Annotated in this window: 17 protein-coding genes; 11 read left to right on the forward strand and 6 right to left on the reverse strand. The window is 63.6% G+C overall.

The window, feature by feature from the left end; genetic code table 11:
* Window positions 1-373: 373 nt before the first annotated feature.
* A complete protein-coding gene (locus ACFY9W_RS15325) occupies window positions 374-1,072 on the reverse strand; it encodes a pirin family protein (protein WP_391131647.1) in 699 nt (232 codons plus the stop codon).
* A gap of 174 nt (window positions 1,073-1,246) precedes the next feature.
* Here ACFY9W_RS15325 and ACFY9W_RS15330 point away from each other — a divergent pair, with 174 nt between their 5' ends.
* Window positions 1,247-3,691, forward strand: coding sequence for a UvrD-helicase domain-containing protein (locus ACFY9W_RS15330; protein ID WP_391131649.1), 2,445 nt, complete (start codon window positions 1,247-1,249; stop codon window positions 3,689-3,691).
* A 4-nt stretch (window positions 3,692-3,695) separates the two neighbouring features.
* On the opposite strand, the gene ACFY9W_RS15335 is transcribed toward ACFY9W_RS15330, so the two are convergent.
* On the reverse strand, window positions 3,696-8,564 hold the full coding sequence (locus ACFY9W_RS15335) for an NEL-type E3 ubiquitin ligase domain-containing protein (RefSeq protein WP_391131651.1): 4,869 nt from the start codon (window positions 8,562-8,564) through the stop codon (window positions 3,696-3,698).
* 195 nt (window positions 8,565-8,759) lie between these two features.
* Here ACFY9W_RS15335 and ACFY9W_RS15340 point away from each other — a divergent pair, with 195 nt between their 5' ends.
* The 4 genes from ACFY9W_RS15340 to ACFY9W_RS15355 all read left to right on the forward strand — a co-directional run bounded on the left by ACFY9W_RS15340 (window position 8,760) and on the right by ACFY9W_RS15355 (window position 12,080).
* Window positions 8,760-9,686, forward strand: a complete 927-nt coding sequence (locus tag ACFY9W_RS15340) for an alpha/beta fold hydrolase (protein ID WP_391131653.1) — start codon at window positions 8,760-8,762, stop codon at window positions 9,684-9,686.
* A gap of 75 nt (window positions 9,687-9,761) precedes the next feature.
* Window positions 9,762-10,181: a VOC family protein gene (locus ACFY9W_RS15345; protein ID WP_391131655.1), complete on the forward strand. Its 420-nt coding sequence runs from the start codon at window positions 9,762-9,764 to the stop codon at window positions 10,179-10,181.
* A complete protein-coding gene (locus ACFY9W_RS15350; protein ID WP_391131657.1) occupies window positions 10,178-10,957 on the forward strand; it encodes an alpha/beta fold hydrolase in 780 nt (259 codons plus the stop codon). The genes ACFY9W_RS15345 and ACFY9W_RS15350 overlap by 4 nt, the downstream gene beginning before the upstream one ends.
* Before the next feature lie 241 nt (window positions 10,958-11,198).
* Window positions 11,199-12,080 (forward strand): sterol desaturase family protein, encoded by an 882-nt coding sequence (locus tag ACFY9W_RS15355; RefSeq protein WP_391131659.1) that lies wholly within the window; start codon window positions 11,199-11,201, stop codon window positions 12,078-12,080.
* Here ACFY9W_RS15355 and ACFY9W_RS15360 read toward each other — a convergent pair.
* Window positions 12,063-12,749 carry a helix-turn-helix domain-containing protein gene (locus ACFY9W_RS15360; RefSeq protein ID WP_391131662.1) on the reverse strand — a complete coding sequence of 229 codons (687 nt, stop codon included), beginning with the start codon at window positions 12,747-12,749 and terminating at the stop codon, window positions 12,063-12,065. The two genes, ACFY9W_RS15355 and ACFY9W_RS15360, sit on opposite strands and share 18 nt — an antisense overlap.
* A gap of 193 nt (window positions 12,750-12,942) precedes the next feature.
* Between ACFY9W_RS15360 and ACFY9W_RS15365 the strand changes: the two genes are divergently transcribed.
* Window positions 12,943-14,622, forward strand: coding sequence for an MFS transporter (locus ACFY9W_RS15365; protein ID WP_391131664.1), 1,680 nt, complete (start codon window positions 12,943-12,945; stop codon window positions 14,620-14,622).
* Window positions 14,623-14,750: 128 nt separating this feature from the next.
* On the opposite strand, the gene ACFY9W_RS15370 is transcribed toward ACFY9W_RS15365, so the two are convergent.
* Window positions 14,751-15,320, reverse strand: a complete 570-nt coding sequence (locus ACFY9W_RS15370; RefSeq protein ID WP_391131666.1) for a hypothetical protein — start codon at window positions 15,318-15,320, stop codon at window positions 14,751-14,753.
* A gap of 30 nt (window positions 15,321-15,350) precedes the next feature.
* Window positions 15,351-15,737: a VOC family protein gene (locus ACFY9W_RS15375; protein ID WP_391131668.1), complete on the reverse strand. Its 387-nt coding sequence runs from the start codon at window positions 15,735-15,737 to the stop codon at window positions 15,351-15,353.
* A gap of 217 nt (window positions 15,738-15,954) precedes the next feature.
* Here ACFY9W_RS15375 and ACFY9W_RS15380 point away from each other — a divergent pair, with 217 nt between their 5' ends.
* The 5 genes from ACFY9W_RS15380 (at window position 15,955) to ACFY9W_RS15400 (ending at window position 20,395) form a co-directional block, all read left to right on the forward strand.
* A complete protein-coding gene (locus ACFY9W_RS15380; protein ID WP_391131670.1) occupies window positions 15,955-16,860 on the forward strand; it encodes a LysR substrate-binding domain-containing protein in 906 nt (301 codons plus the stop codon).
* 124 nt (window positions 16,861-16,984) lie between these two features.
* Entirely contained in the window at window positions 16,985-17,581 is a 597-nt protein-coding gene (locus ACFY9W_RS15385) for a paraquat-inducible protein A (RefSeq protein WP_391131672.1), read from the forward strand.
* Window positions 17,578-18,207, forward strand: a complete 630-nt coding sequence (locus ACFY9W_RS15390; RefSeq protein WP_391131674.1) for a paraquat-inducible protein A — start codon at window positions 17,578-17,580, stop codon at window positions 18,205-18,207. The genes ACFY9W_RS15385 and ACFY9W_RS15390 overlap by 4 nt, the downstream gene beginning before the upstream one ends.
* Window positions 18,207-19,847, forward strand: a complete 1,641-nt coding sequence (locus ACFY9W_RS15395; RefSeq protein WP_391131676.1) for an MlaD family protein — start codon at window positions 18,207-18,209, stop codon at window positions 19,845-19,847. Before ACFY9W_RS15390 ends, ACFY9W_RS15395 begins: the two co-directional genes overlap by 1 nt.
* A gap of 11 nt (window positions 19,848-19,858) precedes the next feature.
* The gene (locus ACFY9W_RS15400; protein WP_391131677.1) at window positions 19,859-20,395 is read left to right on the forward strand and encodes an ABC-type transport auxiliary lipoprotein family protein; all 537 of its coding nucleotides are present in this window, start codon (window positions 19,859-19,861) and stop codon (window positions 20,393-20,395) included.
* Window positions 20,396-20,413: 18 nt separating this feature from the next.
* Here ACFY9W_RS15400 and ACFY9W_RS15405 read toward each other — a convergent pair whose 3' ends face one another.
* Complete coding sequence (locus ACFY9W_RS15405; RefSeq protein WP_391131678.1) at window positions 20,414-21,532, reverse strand: MFS transporter; 1,119 nt, start codon at window positions 21,530-21,532, stop codon at window positions 20,414-20,416.
* Between the last annotated feature and the right edge of the window lie 10 nt (window positions 21,533-21,542).

The raw sequence follows: 21,542 nt of genomic DNA on the forward strand, positions 1-21,542 counted from the left end.
TCGGGCCAGTAACGCCTGTGCCATGCGCGCGCGACCGCCTTGTTCGTTCGACGCGATATCGAGCCATGCGCCAAAGCGTTCGCGCGCAAATCCCATAGGAATGATTGGCCCGAAACAAATGTAGGAGCGAGCTTGCTCGCGATGCGCCGCGCGGGCGGCGCTCGGTCTCACAGGCGCTGCATATCTTGCGGCCAACACCTGTCAGCCCTGATGCGATCTCTGTGGGAGCGGCCTTGCGTCGCGAAAGGGCCGCAAAGCGGCCCCGGCGATTCAGGCTATGACTCTGACGTTCTGGGGCCGCTGCGCAGCCCTTTCGCGACGCAAGGCCGCTCCCACAGGAGAGCACCTACAGAAGTGGCGACAATTAAAGGGCTCAAGCCACATCCACCAGCACGATCTCGCTGTCTTCAATGGCGGTCACCCGCAGCACTTCTTCCTGCTCGATCGCCACGCCATCGCGCGCCTTGGCCCGCAACCCGTTGACTTCCACCAGCCCCTTGGCCGGCACCAGGTAACCCCGGCGAGCGGCATCGAAGCGGTACTCGGCGGTTTCACCCGCACGCAAAGTGGCTGCCACCAGGCGGGCATCGGTGCGGATCTGCAGGCTGCCTTCATCGCCCGCGCGGCCGCTGGCCAGGGTCACGAAGCCTTCGCCACGTTCGCCTTTAGGGAACGGCCGGCTACCCCACTGCGGTGCCTCACCCGTGCGCTCCGGCACGATCCAGATCTGGAAAATACGCGTATCGACGTCTTCCAGGTTGTACTCGCTGTGCACGATGCCAGTACCGGCGCTCATCACCTGCACGTCACCGGCTTCGGTACGGCCTTTGTTGCCCAGGCTGTCCTGGTGGGTGATCGCACCTTCACGCACATAGGTGATGATTTCCATGTCGCGGTGCGGGTGGGGCGGGAAGCCGCTGCCCGCCGCGATCAGGTCGTCGTTCCATACCCGCAGGTTGCCCCAGTGCATGCGCGCCGGGTCGTAGTATTCGGCAAACGAGAAGTGGTGATGGGCGTCGAGCCAGCCGTGGTTGGCGTGGCCGAGGCTTTCGAACGGTCGCAGTTGCAGCATGGTCGTGCTCCTTGAATCAGTGGAATGACGCCATGATGCGCTAAAGAAAGATCGAAAATAAGCGTAAATATCGGCTTAAATCAATCAATTGTGTTGATGTTTCTCGCGGTGCTCCGAAGTCGTTTAATCGCCTAATCCACTGATCTGTAAGCATTCGCTGGCGATTTTTTGCCGATGCGGCGAACATGGTTGCTGATTTTGTTTTTCAACGGAGTGACCGTGGCCCACGAGCAACCCCTGGCCCCCGCCGACCTTACCCCGCCCGCCCAACTGCCTTGGTTTCGCCGCTTGGCCGCCCGCCTGCTGGGGCGTGGGCTGACCCGCCTGCAAGCCCAGCACCGCGACTCCTGGGTGGAGGGCTATGAGGCAGGGCGCCAGGTGCTGGTGATCCGTGATGCCCGCCCCGACAGCGCTGGCGTGCCGGGCCAGGACGACAACTTGTTCGACGATTGGCGCCTGCCGTTGACGGCCGAGCTGAAAAAGCGCTTCAAGGCCGACGTCGCCCAGCGCCTGCCCGCCGAGGCCCAGCCCAGTGCGGCGCAATGGAAGCTGATTTTCAGCGACACGCCGTCCACCTGTGTGGTGGCCGGTGCCGGTGCGGGCAAGTCCACGTCGCTGGTGCTGCGCATATTGCTGCTGCGCCATTACCTGGGCTACGAGCTGGACGCGATGACCGTGGTCACCTTCACCCGCGAGTCGCGCAAGGACTTCATCAAGCGCCTGCTGCACGTGTTTGCCCTGTGGCAGATCAACCTGCAACCGGTGCAGGCCCGCGAGCTGGTACGTACTTTCCATTCGCGCATCCTGCCGCTGGTGCGCAGCCTGCCGGGCTTCGATCAGGTGCGCGCATTCGAGACGCTGGGCAACGAGATGCCTGCCGGGCGCGAGGCCGAGGCCGACAGCAACCCGTTCGACCTGCGCCTTAACGATGCCCAGCGCCAGCAGCTGAACCAGTGCTACAGCAGCTTGCTGGGTGAGAGCCCACGCTTTGCCGAGCTGGTCGGCCTGCTGCGCAGCGAAGCCTTGCAGCTGAAACCACTGGACCCGAACAACCCCGACGTGCAGAAGCGCGCCCAGGTGACCCAGTTGGCCGCCCAGCGCGACGAAGAACTGTGCGACGTGATCGAAGACCTGTGGTTCGCCGCCGGCGCCTGGCCGATCAAGGGCATCGAACCTTGCCGCGAAACCGTCGATATCCGTGGCAGCCGTTTCCATGTGCACGGCCGCCTGGCGGGGCAGGGGCCTTTGGTCGTGCTGGGCTTTGACCCCGCGGAAAGCGCGCAGTATCAGCGCCCCGGCGCCAAGCTGGCGGTGCGCGCCGAATGGGCGGTCAAGCGCACCCTGTTGCAGGCCTTCTGCGACCGGCCGCTGATCTGGCTCGACAACTATGCCATGGCCCGGCGCCTGGCGGCCTCGTTGGCCGGCGATGCCGTGGCTGGGCCGGGGTTCGAGTACAAGGTCAAGGGTGAGCTTGCCCCGGCGCCGCTGCTGGATGCCTTTGTCGGTGCGGCCAACTTCATCGAGAACCTTGGCCTGGATGTCAACAACGCGGTAGCGGCGATGAGCTTCCCGTCCGGCGACAGCGATGCCTTGTTCTTCGAGGCCCTGGCCCTGTACTGGAAAGCCCTGGAGGGGCACCTGCTGGACCAGTCGCCCCCGGTGATGAGCTACAACCGTATGTTCGCCCTGTTTGGCGAGAACAACCCGGAAAACCTGCAACTGCTGCCCGACCCGCTGCTGCGGCCGCTGGCGCACCTGATGATCGACGAATTCCAGGACGTGTCGCCGCAGATCGTCAGTTGGCTGCGCGCCAGCCTGGCCGAAATCCGCCGGCGTGGGCCGGCCATGCACACCGGGCGCCACGCCCAGCACTCGTCGTTGCTGTGCGTGGGTGACGACTGGCAGTCGATCTACGGCTGGCGTGGCAGTTCGCCCAAGTATTTCATGGAGTTCACCAAGGCCTTCCCGTCACCGGCCAACACCCGGGTGATGCTGGTCGACAACTACCGCTGTCAGCAACAGGTGATCGACGCGGCCGAGCACCTGGTCAAGGGCACTCCGGCAATCGCCGGCAAGAAGGCCCGTGCCAGTGGCCCCGCCGCTGAACTGCCGGGTTCGCCAGTGAAGGTATTCGACCGCGACGAAGCCGCCTTGGGCGAAACGTTGATCGAGCACTATCAGCGGGGCGAGACGGTGATGATGCTGTACCGCAAGGGCAGCGACAGGGCGTTGATGAACCCGCACCTGCAAAGCGTGCTGCATGCCGAAGCGGCATTGCCTGCCGAACAGCGCCGGTTGCGCCAGCTCACCTACCACAGTGCCAAGGGTTTGCAGGCCGATGCGGTGTTCATGCTGGGCGATTGCCAGTACCTGACCAGCTCGCCCTACAAGAACCAGGTGTATCGCCAGGCCGGGCTGGGCAAGGCCGGTGATGCCCAGGCGTTTGATACGGCGCAGAAGGAAGAAGTGCAGCGTCTGGCCTACGTGGCGGTGACCCGCGCGGTGCAGCATTGCTACTGGCATGTGGAGGCCGCCAATGCTGATGCGGCGGTGGCCCCGCGGGCGTCGAGCCAGGTGGATGGCCGGCAGGCCTTCTTCGAAGACCTGCGCGGGCAGTAGCGGTTTACCTGTTGTTGTAGTCCTGCGCGTTGGTCAGCTCCTCGAACAGTGCCTGGCGCTGGAGTTCACGCCCGGCCTCCAGGCGCCGGGTGGCCTGATCGTAAAGCTGGCTGCTGAGCTCCACCCTGCGCAGTTGGCCGTTTACGCCCAATTGCACGCCGGGCAACGCTTCGTGGATCGCCTGCAGTACCGCGTCATCCAGCGATGTCACGGCTTCGCTTTCAGGGTCCAGGCAGTAATCCAGGTACTCCAGGCCTCGATACCATTGCTCATCCAGCCTCGCGAAGCGTTCGCTGAAGTGCTGCGTGAGGTAGCGCTGCCAGATGGGCTGGCGTGCAACCCAGCCTCTGCGCTCGGCGGCTGTGCCATCCAGCGAACGCACGGCGGCCAGGACATTTTGCTCGACGCGTGGCGATACCATGGCCTCGCGCCGGTAGAGCATGCCTTGGCTGGGTTCAGGATAATCCAGCGGTTGGCTAAGCGTCTGGCGCAGCGCCAGGCGTATTTCTATCAGGTCCACACCGCCTTGCAGCAATGCTGCGTCAGCGAGATCGTCGAGGCTGTCGAGGGCGGGCAAGGCGAGGTTTTCAGGCTGGGCCTCGGCAGGTAGCCTCTCCAGTTCCAGCAGCCCGGCCTGGCGTGTGCGGCGCGCAAGCTGTATGCGCTCAGCCATGGCGTTGACCATTTCCCGGCGGTACAACTGCCGGAAGTAATTGAACAGGTAATAAGGGCGGTCTGCTTCTTCGGCCAGCAATCTGAAGGTTTGCGCCTCAAGCTCCAGCGCACTGAACCCGTCTGCGCCAGCGTCACCGCAAGTAGGCGGGAACTCTTGCGCAACAACGTCCAGGTGCGTGCGCAGTTCCCGGTCCTGCCCTGCCTGCTCAAGCAGGCGCCAGACTTGATTGGCCATTGTGTGCGGGCTGTTCCGTGCCTGGGCGGAATTGGCCGCGCGCTCGACAACCTCACGCAAGTGGCGGTTGTTACCTTCCTCGAACAAGTCTTGCCATAACCGCTGCTGATCAGCGTTGGCATTTTCAAGCCAGGGCTCGTCGTCGCTGTCCGACAGGTCGCTATCCACCTCCACACCGGTTGCGCGTAGTCGACGATTGCTTTCGTCGTCCAGTCCGTTCTCGTTGAAGTCCCAGTAGCCATAGTCGTGGCTTGTGCGGATGGCTTCGGCGTACGGACTGGTGACAACGCTATCGAACGCTTCAACCTCGCCTATCGGGTTGTAGCTCAGGCCCAGATAGCGCAACTGGGAGTCAGCGTGCAGCATTAGCTGGCTCAGGCCGCGTGGCCATGCTTGCAGGCTGCAGTTGCGCAGTTGCAGGTTTGCCAGTTGTACCAGCCCGGTGACGTCGGGCGGGTACTGCAACGGGTTGTTGGTCATGCGTAGTTCGCGCAGTGTGCTCAGGTTGGCGAAAGCCGAAGCCAAGGGCTCGTCCAGTACGATGTGGTTGTCTTCCAGGTCAAGTGCCTCAATGGGCAATTGTGCAAGCACCTGCAGGTCGGCGGTGTGCAGTTGCAGGGTATTGCGGCGCAGGCTCAACCGGCGCAGTTGGGTCAACCTGCCCAGGCCTTGGCGCATTTCCACGGTCAGGGCATTCAGGCCATTGCCGCCCAACTCGAGGGTTTCCAGGTCAGGTGTGAGTGCCAGCGCCTGGAACAACCCTTCAAAGTCCATTTCGGGGCTTTGCACCAGGCGCAAGGTGCGCAGCCTTGGGAAGCTCTGGAAAAAGTCGAGTGGTACATGCCTGATGCCGATACGGCGAATATTCAAGGTGGTGATGTGATCGAAACGTGCGGGCAAGGATGGCAGGCTTTCGACATTCAGGGCTTCCAGCTCGAGGCAGTCGGGGTCGTCACGGCGCCAGGCGGCGTTGATCCGTTCACGTACTTCGACGCGGCCGCTACGCTGGCTTTCAACCCCTTCGCGTTCCCATTGGCGCAGCGCCGTGTCGAGTGCATCACGCTCACGTTCCAGCGCGCTGAGCTGTGCCCCGACATCACCGCGTTGGCGCAGTTGGCGTAGCAACGCGTTACGCTGGTGGGTATTCAGGCTTGGGTACAGCGCTCGCAAGCGTCGACTCACCGGTCTGAACCAAGACAGCCAGCCACTGAGCGGATAGCCAACGCGTCCATGCGCCAGGCGCATGGGCGAGCGATAGCCAGGCCGGATGGGCTGCTGACCAATCAGCCTGGCTGATCGGCGCCGGTCCGCGGCTGCCAGTTCGAAGCGCTGCCAGGCATCGGCTGCAGGGTGTTCGGCGGCAAGCGCTGCATCCAGCACTGCGCTGTCGGCGGTGGCCAAGGCGGGGCGATACAACCCCAGCAACGCCCGGTCCAGGCGGGCCCGTGCCTGCAATGCCCGAGCCTCTTCGGCCACCCGCAACGGCACTCGACCCGCGCCAAGGCGCACACGCTCGCTGGCGTCGGTATGGGTCATGATCTGCTCGATGGCACGCCGGGGCAGCCCTGGAAACTGATCGGCAATGACCTGGGACGCAGGGGAGAGGGGGGCCTGACGTTGCGTGTAAAACCGTTCAAGCAGAGTTTCGCGGTGTTGCCCCAAATGCCGGGCGAGCTTGTTGGCCAGTGCCGCGTCGCGTTCAGCGGGAGCGATGCTTTCGGGTAAAAGCTCCACCAGCGCCTGTTCGTCCAGTTGCGCAACCACCGTGGCGCCGAGCGCACCAGTCTCCAGTTCACTGCGGTTGATTTCCACCTCCACCGCAAAGCCGCCTTCAGGGGCGGCGCCATAACGCGTGCTTGCTCCCCAGTTTTCCGGGCCATGGTAGGCTTTGATCACGTAACGTTGCGGCCAGCCATCCAGCTCGGTCAGGCTGGGCAGGGCAAAGTTCCAGTAGGCGTGGAGCGGAGCTTGATCACGTACACGTTGCATGAGGTCGTCAACCTGGCGGTCGGCCCTGATGCGATCAAGCAAGTCGGCCAGCAGCGCGGGCGGCCGTTGCGCCGCTACCTGGGCATGGCGCAAGGTCGCGTCCGGCTCGCCCGAGCAATTCAGTGCCGCCTCCAGCTCGCCTTCGTCCAGGCCGTCACCGATGGGCCCCAGGCGTCTCAACAGCTGAGACCGGCCCCATTCCACAGGTGTTTCGTGTACGGCACGCCAGGCGCCCTCGCCGTTGTCCAACAGCGGTGGGCGGTAGGCCTGCGGGTCCTGCGGGTGGGCCAGGTGCCAACGGCCATGTTCCTGCTGTTGTTGGTAAAGCGCGCCATCGATGCGTACATAGTCGCGGCCCTCCACTGTATAGCGGCCCTGCTGGTCGGCTTCGACGCTTTCGGGTATCGAGACAGTGCTTGCATAGTCATCCAGCCTGGGGCTCCACAGGTACTCTTTGCCGTCCTTGACGATGCTCTGCATGCCGTCGACAAACCCGGATGCCTTGAACACTGCTGCGCCGGCACCGGCTGCTACAACAACCCCGATATTGAGCATGACCGACTCCAACTGAGCCAGCGCTTGTGCGTTATCACCTGCTTCCCAGGCACTGATGCCCTCGAATACGCTGCCCATTATTTGTGCCGCGCCCAGCGTCAGCATGATCGGGTTCAGGCACGGGACGAACATGGCGGCGACATTGACGACGGTAAAGCCAAGGTCGAGCCAGTATTCCAGGTTGCGCTGACGTACCCGGGCGTCTACATCGGCGGTGGGGACCGCTATTGATCGGGCATCTGCCCTGAGCCTGGCCAGGTGAGCCGACTCCAGGTCCGCCCAAGGGCGGGTTGAGCGGGCCACTTCCCCGGCGTCCAGGTGTACCGAGTCACGCGGCAGCAACGCCTGCGTCTCGCGCTGGCCGGCATTGCTGAACAGCGCATGCCTCAGGCGCTGGTTCAACTCTGCTTGCTGTTGCTGCAAGGCCAGGCCGACGAAGCGCTTGCGATAGGCGTCTTGCAACAGCTGCTCGCGTAGATACCGGTGCGCCTCGCTTAACGATGGGAACGCCCTGATCTGGTCATCGCTCACCGGGTCATGGAGAAACACCGGATCGTGCTCGCGGTCAGGTTCGGGTGCAATGAACAGCATTTCATGAATGGGTATGCCGAACAGCATCAGTTGCCAGCAGCGCAGGGGGCGCCCTTTGTAGCTGGGCGGGTCGGCAAGGTCCGCGACCAAGGCGTGCAAGGCCGCCGAGGCATCGAGGTCGATCAGGCCCTTGCAGGCGGCGATACGGATATGTACGCGAAACTCATCGCGGCGGGCGTTCATGGCCAGGGTTTGTATCTGGCTTGCCTGCTCGCCCGCGAAAACCTCGTCAAGGTGGTCCTGATAGCGCTGGCCCAGGTCCAGGGCGCGACACTGCGAGATGAACCCGGCTACCGACAGGTCCACCAGCGGCATGATGTCGTGCCGGCTGTGTTGCAGGCGAGTAAACCGTGTGGTGTCGTGAGCACCTTCAAAGTTGTGCAAGGCCGCGTCCAGAAGGCTTCGGTACTGCGGGGCGCCATGGGCTACCACAGTGCCCTGCCCGGTAGGCACCGGTGGGCTACCCGGTACCTCAGTGGGGCGCTCGATGGCAGTGGGTTGATAGACGTACTGGGCCTGGTTCACCGAGGTCTCGATCTGCAATTGCCGTTGCAGCAGCGGCGAACAGTACTCGCTAATCCCTTTCAAGGGCGCCAATGCGGCTTGCAAGGCTGTGCGGCTGCTGTCGCGTCGGGCAATGGCCCGCTGCACGGCTTGCTGGGTGAGGGTGTCGGCCTGGCTGAACCAGGTGTAGGGCAGCCCATCGGCATCCAGGTATTCCTTGCGCAGGCTTTGCACGATCAGGCTGGCATGCTCGCGGTGCAGTGCCTTGCTCCAGTCAGGCAACGTGCGCACGATCTGCTGGTGGTGGAAAGGGGTGTAGGTCATGAGGTTCTCCAGTGTAGGGAGCGCCCATGAAGCGCCAGGTTGCCCGGCGGGGTGGGGTACATAGTTGCCCGCTGTGGTCGTCGGTTACACGTATGTACCTGTCGGCGTGGGGCCAGCACAGCAGGGCAGGCTGGGCCAAGGTGGGTTGCCGGCCTGACGAGTACGCGCCAGGCACCAGCCAGGGAGATGAACAACATGCGTGCGCCGCTGCATCCCAAGGACCACCTGCTGGACTTGAACGGTATTGAAATCGCCGTGCGCTGCTGGGGGCCGGAAGAGGGCATTCCGGTGTTGGCCTTGCATGGCTGGTTGGACAATGCCGCGTCTTTCGAGCGCCTGGCACCCATGCTTGATGGCTGTTTCGTGGTGGCCCCCGACCTGGTCGGCCACGGCCGCTCCGACCATCGCCGCCACGACAGTGGCTACTACCTGTGGGAGCATGCGCAGGACATGCTGGCGGTGACCGACAGCCTGGGCCTGTCGCAATTCCACGTACTGGCCCATGGCATGGGCACCGGGGTGGCATCGCTGCTGGCGGCCATGACCAGCGGCATTGCCAGCATGACCTTCCTCGATGGCATGGGCGCACCGTTCACGGTGGCCGAGGATGACCGCGTGCAGCACCTGGCGCGGGCTTACCGGCTCAAGCGCATGGTGCAGCGCAGCCAGTTGCCGGGCTTTGCCGAGCCGCACGTGAGCCGCTTCGATGACATAGATACCGCCCTGGCGCAGCGCCGCGAGCGCCTGGATACCGAACTGTCGGAAGGGGCTGCACGGCTGCTGGCGCTGCGCGATCTGCTGCAACTGGGCGATGGCTATTGCTGGCGCCACGACCCGCGTCTGGTGCTACCCGAGCCGATGCCGCTGACCGAGCGCGAGGCCTGCGACCTGCTCAGCCAGATCCGCTGCCCGCTGTACCTGCTGTTTGGGCGCCAAGGGGCGTTTACCGGTGACGCCTTTACCCGGCGTGAGGCTGCCTTGCCCGGGCAGGCGAAGATTTCCTGGCACCCGGGCGGGCACCACTTCCACCTGGATGCGCCGGACCGGGCGCTGGTCGATCAACTGCTGCGCATCCTGACGCGCCATGAAGGGGGCGTGCTGCAACGCTTGGTGAACGAGTAGCTGATTCTGGTCACGCCAGGCGGAGCTGAGCTATGGTGGCGAACCTACTCGCACACACGGCACAAGGAGCCCGCCATGCGACCGTTCGCCATCAAGCACATAGACCACCTTGTCCTGAGGGTCAGTGACCTGCCGCGCAGCGTTGCTTTTTATACTGAGCTGCTTGGCTGCACGGTCAGCCGCGTGCGCGAAGACCTGGGGATGGTTCACCTTGCCACCGGCACGGCGATGATCGACCTGGTGACCCTGGATGGCCCGCTAGGTAAACCCGGAGGGGCAGCACCGGGGGCAGAAGGGCGCAACCTGCACCATTTCTGCTTGCGTATCGAACCGTTCGATGAGGCGGCATTGACGGCCTACCTGGAGGCCGCCGGCGTCCAGGTGGAACCCGCCGAGAAGCGTTATGGTGCTGAGGGCGAGGGGTTGTCGCTGTACTGCTATGACCCGGATGGTAACCAGGTCGAATTGAAGGGGCCGATAGCGGAGGCTGTATGATCGACCTGCAAACCCGCGAACATTGGATCGGCACCGCGCAAGGCAAGCTGTTCGCTCAGGAATGGAGGCCGCTGCGGGCGGAAGGGGCGCCCATTGTCCTGCTGCATGACTCACTGGGGTGTGTGGCCTTGTGGCGCGACTTTCCGGCGCAGTTGGCACACGCTACCGGGCACCGGGTAATCGCCTATGATCGTTTGGGCTTTGGCCGATCCGACGCACATCCAGGCACGTTGCGCCTGGGGTTTGTCGAGGATGAAGCGCAGCAGGGGTTCACGGCGTTACGCGCGTATTTTGGCATTACCGATTTCGTCGTCTTCGGCCACAGCGTTGGCGGTGGCATGGCCGTAGCCTGCGCGGCGGCCTTTGCCAGCCAATGCAGGGCGCTGGTCACCGAGTCGGCCCAGGCGTTTGTCGAAGCGCGCACCCTTGATGGCATTCGTGCGGCCGATCAGCAGTTTGCCGAGCCTGGGCAACTGCAACGGCTGGAGCGCTACCACGGCAGCAAGGCCGAGTGGGTGCTGCGCGCCTGGGTAGACAACTGGTTGGCCGAGGCGTTTGCCGGGTGGAACCTGGATGCCGTACTGCCACAGGTACGCTGCCCTTTGTTGAGCCTGCATGGCGATAACGACGAGTTCGGCTCGCCCGCGCACCCCGAGCGGTTGGTGGCGCTGGCCGGCGGGCCGGCGACCATGCGGCTGTTGCACGGGTGTGGGCATGTGCCCCATCGCGAGCAGGCCGAACAGGTACTGGCCGAGGTCTCGCAGTTCTTGCATTGACCCCGCGACCCTGTGGGAGCCGCGCTTGCCGGCGATGGGCCGCGAAGCGGCCCCGGCAATTTATGCAACAAACTTGAAATCCTGGGGCCGCTTCGCGGCCCATCGCCGGCAAGCGCGGCTCCCACAGGGATCGCGCCCGCTTTAAGCAAGTGCCGCTTCAGGCCCTACATGCGCAGTTCGTTCAAGCGCCCATGCGGCCCTTGCGCGAACACTGTCGGCTCCTCACTACCTGGAGCCACCCATGCGCATCCTTTACGCCCCGCTATTCTTCTTCGGCTTCATTGCCACGGCACTGTCATTGGTAGCCCACCCGCTGTGGCTGCTGCCGCTGCTGGCCACTGCCGTGCTGCTTTCATTCACTTGCGAACGGCTCATGCCCTACAAGGCCGCCTGGAACCAGGCACAAGGCGACAGCCGCCGCGACGTTTGCCATGCACTGGTCAACGAATGCCTGACGCTCTGCAGCGTGGCAACCATCCCGCTGCTTGCCCACTGGTTTGCGGGAACAGGCCTTTGGCCCAATCAATGGCCGTTGGCCTTGCAGTTGCTGCTAGCCATTGCACTGGCCGACCTGGGCATCACCCTGGTGCATTACGCCAGCCACCGCAGCCCGCGCTTGTGGCGGCTGCATGCGGTACATCACAGTGTTACCCGGCTGTACGGCTTCAATGGTTTGATGAAGCACCCTCTGCACCAGTTGCTCGAAACCCTAGGCGGCACCTTGCCGTTGCTGCTGCTCGGCTTGCCCGTCGAGGTGGCATCGCTGCTGGCGTTCAGTGTGTCTATCCAGTTGTTGCTGCAACACAGCAACGTGGACATGCGCATTGGCGGCTTGCGCCATGTGTTCGCCTGGGCGCCTGTGCATCGCCTGCATCACCTGAAGTACGGCAGCACCGGCGACGTCAACTTCGCGCTGTTCTTTCCGCTCTGGGACCGCCTGCTTGGCACGGTACTGTACCTGCCAGGCTATGCGCTGGCGGACGACGACATGGGCATCGGTGATCGGCCGGACTACCCGCAGGCGTACCTGGCGCAATTGCATGAGCCGTGGGCAAGCACAGCGGCTCATCCTCCTGCGGCATTGCCGGCGGCGCTGCGCCGTGCCTTAGCCGAGCGTTCTTAGGCGCAAGTGCCGCAAAGCAGCACCGGGGCTCAGGCCGAACTGGTGGCGGACGCTGCGGGTGAAATGCGCGGAGTCGGAAAACCCCGCCGCCAGGGCGGCTTCGGTCAGGCTGGCGCCGCCCAGCGCCATTTGCAGTGCCACGCGCAAGCGCTGCCACAGCACCAGCCGGCGCACCGACAGTTTCAGTGAACCGCTGAACAGGCGTTCCAGTTGGCTGATCGACAGCGCTGCCGTGCTGGCCAGCGCCTGGGCCGGCAAGGCTTGCTCGTCGAGTGCGCGGATGCGCTCCAGCGCTTTCGCCAGGCGCGGGTCCAGCGGGCGGCGCGGCAAGCGCCCAAGGTGCTTTACCAGTTGCTCTGGGCTGCTGCCGGCTTGCTCGCAGGCCAGGGCGAGGTCTGCCAGATCGAACGCCAGCGGTTCGGCAAACACGGTAAGGCAAGGTACACCATGGCTGAGGATGGCATGGGGTTGCCTCGATGCGATCACTACCAGCGGGCCGCTACAGACCTGCTCGCCCAGGCGCACCTCGACATCTGCACCAAGGCCGACAAGCACCTGATGCGCGTAGTGTATGTGGCTGTCGGTCCTGCCTAGCGTAGAGCGCAGGAGGCAGTGATCGTCAGCCAACCAGATATCGCCCTGCCAGCCCGGTGTTGCCGTGTCGTTCATGCCGCCTCCTTGTGCATGGCCAGACGGGTGGATATCTCGCCAAACCCGATTATGCTTCAGTTACCTTGCTGCGATCCGAGGCGGCCAGCCTCGTCGTGCTTCGCGCAACCAAAGCAAGCCCTAGGGCCTGGGTGCGACGGTGAAATGGGTGTGAGGTGCTCCGGCCTGCATGACCACATGACGGAGGCAACCCATGGCGGTTCTCGACAGCGCATCCACGGGCAGTAGCGCGCCCCAACGCGGTATCACGCGGGAGGAGCGCAAGGTCATCTTCGCCTCTTCCCTGGGCACGGTATTCGAATGGTACGACTTCTACCTCTACGGTTCACTGGCGGCGATCATCGCCAAGCACTTCTTTGCCGGGGTCAATGAAACCACTTCGTTTATCTTCGCCTTGCTGGCCTTCGCCGCCGGCTTTGCCGTGCGGCCATTCGGCGCCATCGTGTTTGGCCGCCTGGGTGACATGATCGGGCGCAAGCACACCTTCCTCATCACCATTGTCATCATGGGCCTGTCGACGGCAGTGGTGGGCCTGCTACCTGGCTACGCTTCCATCGGCGTGGCCGCGCCGATCATTCTGATCACCCTGCGCTTGCTACAGGGGCTGGCCCTGGGTGGCGAGTACGGTGGTGCGGCCACCTACGTGGCCGAGCATGCGCCCAAGGGCCGGCGCGGCTTTTTCACCGCGTGGATCCAGACCACGGCCACCCTGGGGCTGTTCCTGTCACTGCTGGTGATCATGGCATGCCGCACGGCCATGGGCACCGAAGTATTCGAGGCCTGGGGCTGGCGGGTGCCGTTCCTGCTATCGATCCTGCTGCTGGCCATTTCGGTGTACATCCGCATGCAGCTCAACGAGTCACCGGTGTTCATGAAAATGAAGGCCGAAGGTAAGGCATCCAAGGCGCCCCTGACCGAGTCGTTTGCCCGCTGGGATAACCTCAAGGTGGTGATCATGTCCTTGCTGGGCGGTACCGCCGGCCAAGCCGTGGTGTGGTACACCGGGCAGTTCTATGCGCTGTTCTTCCTGTTGCAGATGCTCAAGATCGAGCCGCAGACCGCCAACCTGCTGATCGCAGGTTCGCTGTTGATCGGCACGCCGTTCTTCATCTTCTTCGGTAGCCTGTCCGACCGGATTGGCCGTAAGAAGATCATCATGGCTGGCTGCATCATCGCCGCATTGACCTACTTCCCGATCTTCAAGGCGCTGACCGAGTACGGCAACCCGGACGTGTTCGTTGCCCAGGAGCAGAACCCGGTCGTTGTGGTGGCAGACCCTGGCCAGTGCGCGTTCCAGTTCGACCCGGTGGGCAAGGCCAAATTCACCAGCTCCTGCGACATTGCCAAAAGCCTGCTGGCCAAGCGCGCCATCCCCTATACCAACGAAGCGGCCGAACCAGGCAGTGTGGCGCAGATTCGTATAGGTGAACGGGTGTTGCCAAGCTTTGACGGCAGCAGCATGGCCGCAGCGGACTTCAAGGTACAGAGCGAGGCGTTTACCGCCACCTTGAGTGGTGCGTTGAAAGAAGCCGGCTACCCGGAGAAGGCCGACCCGGCGAAGATCCACTACCCGATGGTGCTGTTGCTGCTGACCATCCTGGTGATCTACGTAACCATGGTCTACGGCCCGATCGCTGCCTGGCTGGTTGAGCTGTTCCCGGCGCGTATCCGTTATACCTCGATGTCGCTGCCTTACCACATCGGCAACGGCTGGTTCGGTGGCTTCCTGCCGACGGTGGCGTTCGCCATGGTGGCGGCGACCGGGGATATCTATTACGGCTTGTGGTACCCGATCGTGATTGCGGTGATGACGGCTGTGCTGGGGATTTTCTTCCTGCCGGAGACCAAGGACCGGGATATCAACCACACCTGACCAATGAGTTAACCTGTAGCGGCCTCTTCGCGGGCTTGCCCGCTCCCACAGGTACTGCACAGCTTTCAAGGCTGTGCAGTACCTGTGGGAGCGGGCAAGCCCGCGAAGAGGCCCGCACAGGCAACCAATCAGTCGAAGTACCCACGCAGCCCGAAGGCATACCCGGTATCTACATCCTTCGCCTCACCCCGGCTCCAGCGCTTCTTGAGCACAAACTCGAACGCCGGCTCGTACAACCCGTCCCGCACCAGCGCCCCCGCCAGCACCTCCACGTCATACCAGCCATTGTCCAGCTCGATGATCGGCCGCCCCGGCACCTGGTAGCGGGCCATCAGGTCACCCAGGGTCTTGGGCGTGAAATGCTGCAGGATGCGCCAGGTGTATAGCATCAGCGCACCGTACTCGACCCGCAGCACGTAGCCATTGCGGCGGTGCTTCAGGCGGCTGCCGGGTTCGCGCAGGGCCGGGGTGTGGCCATCGAGGGTGAACAGGATGCGGTAGGGCAGGTTGTCGACCCCCGCCAATGGCAGCACGATGCCCTCGCGCACGGCCTGGTCGCCGCTGTCGTCATGGGTGAACGCGTAAGCCAGGTCGTCCGGTAACCCATGTTCCTGCTTGAAGCGCTCAAGCAACTGGATATCGCCGAGCAGAAAATAGTCGACCAGGTCGTTGAGCACTTCGCTGAATTCGTGGCGCATCTGTTTTCCTTGTTGGTGCGCGAGGGGCTGTCAGTGTTTCTGGGCAATCTGGATCAGGTTGCCACAGGTGTCATCGAACACGGCCACCGTGACCGGGCCCATGTCGGTAGGCGGTTGGGTGAACTGCACGCCGGCTGCGCACAGCCGGGTGTATTCGGCCTGGATGTCGCGTACGGCGAACGAAGTGGCGGGGATGCCGTCCTGCTTGAGTGCCGTTTTGTACACCTTGGACGCCGGGTGCGCGTCGGGCTCCAGCAGCAGCTCGACCCCATTGGGGTCGTTGGGCGAAGTCAGGGTCAGCCAGCGGTGCCGGCCCATGGGGATGTCGTGCTTGGGCTCGAAACCGAGTACGTAGTGGTAGAAGGCCAGGGCCTTGGCCTGGTCGTCGACGAGAATGCTGGTGACCACGATCTTCATAGGCGCACTCCGTAATGCTGAGGCCGTTGGGTATCAGTAAAGACGGTTGGGGGTTTTTGGCCAGCAGCAGAACTGGCGATCAGGCCCTTGCGCTACAAAAAAACTGCTCAAGCCATAGGTAAATCCTTTGTCGCCCGGCGCCCCATCCGCCAGCAGCCGGGGTTAAAGTGTCAGGCATGATTCCAGCGCGCCCAGACCGGCGTCTAAAGAGGTGCCCGTGGCTGCCTACACTTTGCGACAACTCAAGTATTTCGTCACCACCGTGGAGGCCGGCAGCGTTGCCGAGGCTTCGCGCCAGCTGTACATCGCCCAGCCATCCATTTCCACGGCCATCAAGAGCCTGGAGGAAAGCTTCGGCGTGCAGCTGTTCATTCGTCACCACGCGCAAGGTGTGTCGTTGACGCCTAGCGGCAAGCGCTTTTACGCCAAGACCAAGTCGTTGTTGCAGATGGCTCATGAGTTCGAGCAGAACGCCCTGGCCGACAACGACACCGTTGCCGGGCAAATCGACATTGGCTGTTTCGAAACAGTGGCACCGCTGTACCTGCCGCGCCTGATCGCCGGCTTTCGCCAGCGCTACCCTGGCGTGGATATCCGCCTGCGGGACGGTGAGCAGCAAGACCTGGTCCAGGGCCTGACCGCCGGCACCTTTGACCTGGCGTTTCTGTACGACCACGACCTGGACGGCACCATCGAAGCCGAGCCACTGATGCCACCGCAAAAGCCTTACGTACTGCTACCCGAGAACCACCGCTTTGCCGGCCAGGCCCAGGTCTCGCTACGCGACCTGTGCCCGGAACCGATGATCCTGCTGGACGTGGCTCCCAGCCGTACCTATTTCGTCAGCCTGTTCAACGAGATGGGCCTGACACCGAACATCGTCTTCAGCTCGCCTTCCATCGAGATGGTGCGCGGCATGGTCGGGCAGGGCTTCGGTTTTTCGCTGTTGGTGACCCGACCGCATTCGGAGTACACCTACGACGGCCAGCGCCTTGCGGTGCTGGACATTGCCGAGCCGGTGGCGCTGTCGGGGCTGGCAGCCGCGTGGTTGAAGCGGGTACAACTGACCAAGCCTGCGCAGTTGTTCGTGGAGTTTTGCAGGGAAGAACTGGCGAAGTTCTGAGACCGGGCTGGCAGCCCTTGCCCGGCAGTTTGCGACATTGGGTGCATACGCTGACGCATTGCAGTTTTCCCGTCTAGGCTTGCTGACTTAGGTGCGGCTTGCAGGTCTATCCGTGGGAACCAACATGGCCCAGCCCCAAGATCTGATCATCTGTGAGTACTGCGACACGGTGTACCACCGTGCGCCGCTGCACAAGCACCAGCGCGCCCTTTGCCAACGCTGCGGCGGCGTGCTGTATCGGCACACGTCGCTGACCGTGCAGCAGCGGCTGGCGCTGAGTGTGACGGGCGGCATCCTGCTGGTGTTCGCCAACGCCTACCCGGTGATGACCATCGGCATGCAGGGGCTCACGCATTCGGCAACGTTGTGGGATGCGGTGCAGATCCTCAGCCACGGCAGTATCACCTTCATTGCCCTGGTGATGGCGCTGTCGATCATCTTTGCGCCGGTGCTGCAAATTGCCGTGTTGTGCTGGGTGCTGAGTTTTGCCCTGGCCGACCGGCGTGCCCCAGGCTTTGCCCTGTGCATGCGCGGCCTTGAGAGCCTGCGGCCCTGGAGCATGCTGGAGGTGTGCCTGCTGGGGGCGATGGTGGCGGTGATCAAGCTGGCCGGGCTGCTCGATGTAATCCCCGGTATCGGCCTGTTGGCCCTGGCTGCGCTGAGCATGCTGATCATCCATATTGCCGGCAAGGACATCCGCGATTTGTGGGAGCGGGTATGAGCACCCCGGCCAACGCCGACGACCTCGGCCTGTGCCTGTGCCATGGCTGCGGCCAGGCCTGTGACCTGAGCAGCGGCGCGCACACCTGCAACCGCTGCGGCGCCGCCATTCACCGGCGCAAGACCAACGCCATCAGCCGCGGCTGGGCGTTTCTGCTGGCGGCGCTGGTGTTTTACGTCCCCGCCAACCTGTTGCCGGTCATGAGCACCGAAATGCTTGGCAGTGGCACTGAAAGCACTATTGGTGGTGGCGTGCTGGAGTTCTGGGAAGCCGGTGCCTGGGATATCGCACTGATCATCTTCATTGCCAGCGTGGGTGTGCCAGCCATCAAGTTCTTTTCCCTGGGTCTGCTGCTGTACACCGCCCAGCAGCGTTCAACCTGGGCCTGCCGGCAGCGCTCGCAGCTGTACCGTTTTGTCGAGCTGATCGGCTACTGGTCGATGCTCGATGTCATGGTGGTGGCACTGGTGGCAGCGCTGGTGCAACTACGTGGGCTGGGCACCATCGAGCCACGGGTGGGCATCCTGTTTTTCGGCATGGTGGTGGTGCTGACCATGTTTTCTGCGATGAGCTTCGATCCACGCCTGATCTGGGATAGCCGTGCCAACGAGGGGAGGCCGCATTGATGGTGCAGAAGACTGACGAGGGTGAGGGCCCGGGCCAGGTTGAAGTGCGCACCCGGCGTTGGAGCGTGTCACTCGTGTGGATCGTGCCGATACTGGCCATTCTCATCGGCGCTTCGCTGGTTGTGCGCAACTGGATGCAGCAGGGGCCGGTCATTGCCATTTCCTTCCATACCGGGGAAGGGCTGGTGGCACACAAGACCCAGGTGAAGTACCGCAGCGTGGTGATTGGCGAAGTGACCACGGTAGACCTGGCCGACGACAAGAAGAGTGTGGTGGCCAAGGTGCAGCTGTCCGATGACGCTCGTGCGTTCGCCACCCAGGGTGCGCGCTTCTGGGTGGTGCGCCCGCGTATTGGTGTGGGCGGAGTGTCCGGGGTGGATACGCTGCTGTCAGGCAGTTTTATCGGGGCGGATGCCGGCGAATCGAAAGTAGCGGAAAAGTCCTTTGTTGGCCTGGAACTGCCGCCACCCATTACCTTTGACGAGCAGGGCAAGCGCTTTTTCCTCACTGCCAGCGACCTGGGCTCGCTGGATGTGGGTTCGTCTATCTACTACCGCAAGATCCCGGTGGGTGAGGTAGTGTCCTTTGCCCTGCAGGATGACGGCAAGGGCGTAGAAATTGGCGTGTTCGTGCAGGCGCCATACGACAGCTTCGTTACCACCGACAGCCGTTTCTGGAATGCCAGTGGCGTAGACATGCAAATTGGCGCCAACGGCCTGAAGGTCGATACGGAATCGCTGTCATCGATCCTGGTGGGCGGGCTGGCCTTTGGCTCCCCCGACTTCGCCCCGCAAGCCGAGCCTGCTGCCGACCAGGCGCGCTTCCAGCTATTTGCCGATCGCGACAGCGCATTGGCTCCCCCCAATGGCCAGGCGCAGTACCTGCAACTGCGTTTCGAACAGGCCATGCGTGGGCTGTCGGTGGGCGCGCCGGTGGAGTTCAAGGGCGTGGAGTTTGGCCGCGTCACCTCGATCAAGCTTGACTACGATGCTGACCGGCAGACCTTCCCGGTGGTGGTCGATGCGGTGATCTACCCACAGCGGCTGGGCCCGGTGCACCGCAAGATGCTGGCGGCGTTCAAGCACACCGAAGGCGATATGGATGGGGCGCGCCGGTTGATCGGTACCTTCGTCGAACATGGTCTGAGGGCCCAGGCGCGCAGCGGCAACCTGATTACCGGGCAGATGTTCATTTCCCTGGACTTCTACCCCGATACTCCCAAAGTGGCCTTCGACATGGCCGCCAACCCCATCGTCATCCCTACGCTGCCAGGCAGCCTGGAGCAGTTGCAGGAGCAGCTTCAGCGGGTGGTGGAGCGCATTGCCAAGCTGCCGCTGGAAAGCATCGCCAGCAACCTGGACGGCAGCCTGCGTGAACTGCGCGCCAGCCTGAAGCAGTTCAATGGCCAGACACTGCCGGATGTGAAGGTGGCGCTGGATGAAGTACACAAAACCTTACGCACGGCCAATTCGGCCATTTCCGAGGATTCGCCGCAGCGCGAGCGGATGGGCGAAACGCTGGACGAACTGGAGCGCATGTCACGTTCGCTGCGTGACCTTGCCGATTACCTGGGCCGGCACCCCGAGTCGCTGATCCGCGGGCGGCCGAAAGCCGCCGGCTCCGCAGAGCTTGAACCTTGAGGAGACAGCCAATGCAACGACTGCGCAATGTGTGCATGGCCAGCCTGCTGGTGTGGCTCGGGGGCTGCAGCAGTACGCCAAACAACTACCATACGCTGGTAGCGAGCGAGCCGGTGCGTGGCAGCGGGCAGCACATCCGGGTTACCCGGGTAGTGGTGCCGCCGCAGGTAGACCGCCCGCAACTGGTGGTGCGGCAAGGGCAGAGCGGCCTGGCCATCCTGGAAACGGAGTGGTGGGGGGCCAACCTGGTGGATGAATTCCGCAGCGCCTTGCAAGACCAGTTGGGTGGGCCGGCAGGCGCTGGTACGGCGGCGCTGCGGGTCGACGTACAACGCTTCGATACGGTACCGGGGCGCTATGCCTCGCTGGAAGCGGTGTGGCGCCTGAAGCTGGCGGGGCAGGCTGAGTTCACCTGCCGAACCTCGGTGCAGACCTCGGCGGACAACAGCATCACCAGCCTGGTGAATGCGCACCAGGCCAACCTGCGCAAGCTGGCCGAGGCGGTGCAGGGGAGTGCCGGCCGGGGTGGATGTGCTCCATCCGCCTGAGGGCCTGCCCACCCTTTTTTACGCTTGCGTGGCCTTGCGCAGCGGCACTTCGCGCAGTAGCCAGGACAGTGCGAATGCCACGCTGGTGATTACCCCTGCCAGCAGGAATACCCCGTGCATCGCCCCGGAAAACGCCTGCAGGTAATATTGTTGCAGGTTAGCGGGCAGGGCGTGCACGGCGGCAGGCGAAAGGCTTGCAGCGCCTCCGGCACTGGCGGCGAAGTCACTGCCCAGGCCACCCAGCAGGGTATGCGAGAACAAGGCGCCGAACAGCGACACCCCGACGATGAAACCGATCAGCCCTGCAAGTACGAAGGTGCGGTGCCTGAACAGGTGCAGCGGCATGATCGGCTCGGCGGCGCGGCGTTGTTCCAGGGCGAAGCCGACCAGGCCGATCAGGGCAAACAGCGACAGGCACAGCATGTCCAGCGACTGCCACGCCAGCAGGCTGCCGCCCAGGCTGGTGATGAGCACCAGTGCAGCCAGCGCCACGGTCAGGAAGAACGCGCCAATGTAGTCCACGGTGTGCCGGACCAGGGCCACGTGTGGGCGGAACACGCTGCCGATGACCAGCAGCGCCAGCAGGCCCAAAGGCAGGTTGATGTAGAAGATCCAGTGCCACGAAAGCTGTTCGACCCGAAAGCCGCCGATCAGTGGCCCCACCACGGTGGCCAGGCCGAACACGCCGCCGAACAGACCTTGGTAGCGGCCGCGCTCGGCAGGCGGGACGACATCGCCGATGGCGGCCATCGCCACCACCATCAGGCCACCGCCACCCAGCCCTTGCAGGGTGCGGAAGGCGATCAGCTGGGTCATGGTCTGCGCCGCGCCGCACAGCGCCGAGCCCGACAGGAACAGCACGATTGCGACTTGCAGCACGCGCTTGCGGCCGAACTGGTCGCCGAACTTGCCGTACAGCGGCACCACCACCGTGGAGGCCAGCAGGTAGGCAGTGACCACCCAGGGCAGCCAGCGCAGCCCACCGAGGTCGCTGACGATGGTTGGCAGCGCGGTCGAGACGATGGTCTGGTCGAGGGCCGCGAGGAACATCACCAGCATCAGGGCCGCCAGCAGCAGCGGGATGGAGGTTTGTGCTTCCGTTGCTGCGGGGGAGGTATCGGGGGTTATCGGTTGCACGGGGCTGGCC

This window comes from Pseudomonas sp. NPDC008258 (assembly GCF_042956345.1).
Taxonomy (GTDB): domain Bacteria; phylum Pseudomonadota; class Gammaproteobacteria; order Pseudomonadales; family Pseudomonadaceae; genus Aquipseudomonas.

What these genes read in the sequence shown, in the direction of transcription:
- ACFY9W_RS15355 (WP_391131659.1), top strand. Translation starts at nt 11,199, where the DNA reads ATGCGCATCCTTTACGCCCCGCTATTCTTCTTCGGCTTCATTGCCACG.
- ACFY9W_RS15345 (WP_391131655.1), top strand. Translation starts at nt 9,762, where the DNA reads ATGCGACCGTTCGCCATCAAGCACATAGACCACCTTGTCCTGAGGGTC.
- ACFY9W_RS15360 (WP_391131662.1), bottom strand. Translation starts at nt 12,749, where the DNA reads ATGAACGACACGGCAACACCGGGCTGGCAGGGCGATATCTGGTTGGCT.
- ACFY9W_RS15365 (WP_391131664.1), top strand. Translation starts at nt 12,943, where the DNA reads ATGGCGGTTCTCGACAGCGCATCCACGGGCAGTAGCGCGCCCCAACGC.
- ACFY9W_RS15350 (WP_391131657.1), top strand. Translation starts at nt 10,178, where the DNA reads ATGATCGACCTGCAAACCCGCGAACATTGGATCGGCACCGCGCAAGGC.
- ACFY9W_RS15340 (WP_391131653.1), top strand. Translation starts at nt 8,760, where the DNA reads ATGCGTGCGCCGCTGCATCCCAAGGACCACCTGCTGGACTTGAACGGT.
- ACFY9W_RS15385 (WP_391131672.1), top strand. Translation starts at nt 16,985, where the DNA reads ATGGCCCAGCCCCAAGATCTGATCATCTGTGAGTACTGCGACACGGTG.
- ACFY9W_RS15400 (WP_391131677.1), top strand. Translation starts at nt 19,859, where the DNA reads ATGCAACGACTGCGCAATGTGTGCATGGCCAGCCTGCTGGTGTGGCTC.
- ACFY9W_RS15335 (WP_391131651.1), bottom strand. Translation starts at nt 8,564, where the DNA reads ATGACCTACACCCCTTTCCACCACCAGCAGATCGTGCGCACGTTGCCT.
- ACFY9W_RS15330 (WP_391131649.1), top strand. Translation starts at nt 1,247, where the DNA reads ATGCGGCGAACATGGTTGCTGATTTTGTTTTTCAACGGAGTGACCGTG.
- ACFY9W_RS15390 (WP_391131674.1), top strand. Translation starts at nt 17,578, where the DNA reads ATGAGCACCCCGGCCAACGCCGACGACCTCGGCCTGTGCCTGTGCCAT.
- ACFY9W_RS15375 (WP_391131668.1), bottom strand. Translation starts at nt 15,737, where the DNA reads ATGAAGATCGTGGTCACCAGCATTCTCGTCGACGACCAGGCCAAGGCC.
- ACFY9W_RS15325 (WP_391131647.1), bottom strand. Translation starts at nt 1,072, where the DNA reads ATGCTGCAACTGCGACCGTTCGAAAGCCTCGGCCACGCCAACCACGGC.
- ACFY9W_RS15370 (WP_391131666.1), bottom strand. Translation starts at nt 15,320, where the DNA reads ATGCGCCACGAATTCAGCGAAGTGCTCAACGACCTGGTCGACTATTTT.
- ACFY9W_RS15395 (WP_391131676.1), top strand. Translation starts at nt 18,207, where the DNA reads ATGGTGCAGAAGACTGACGAGGGTGAGGGCCCGGGCCAGGTTGAAGTG.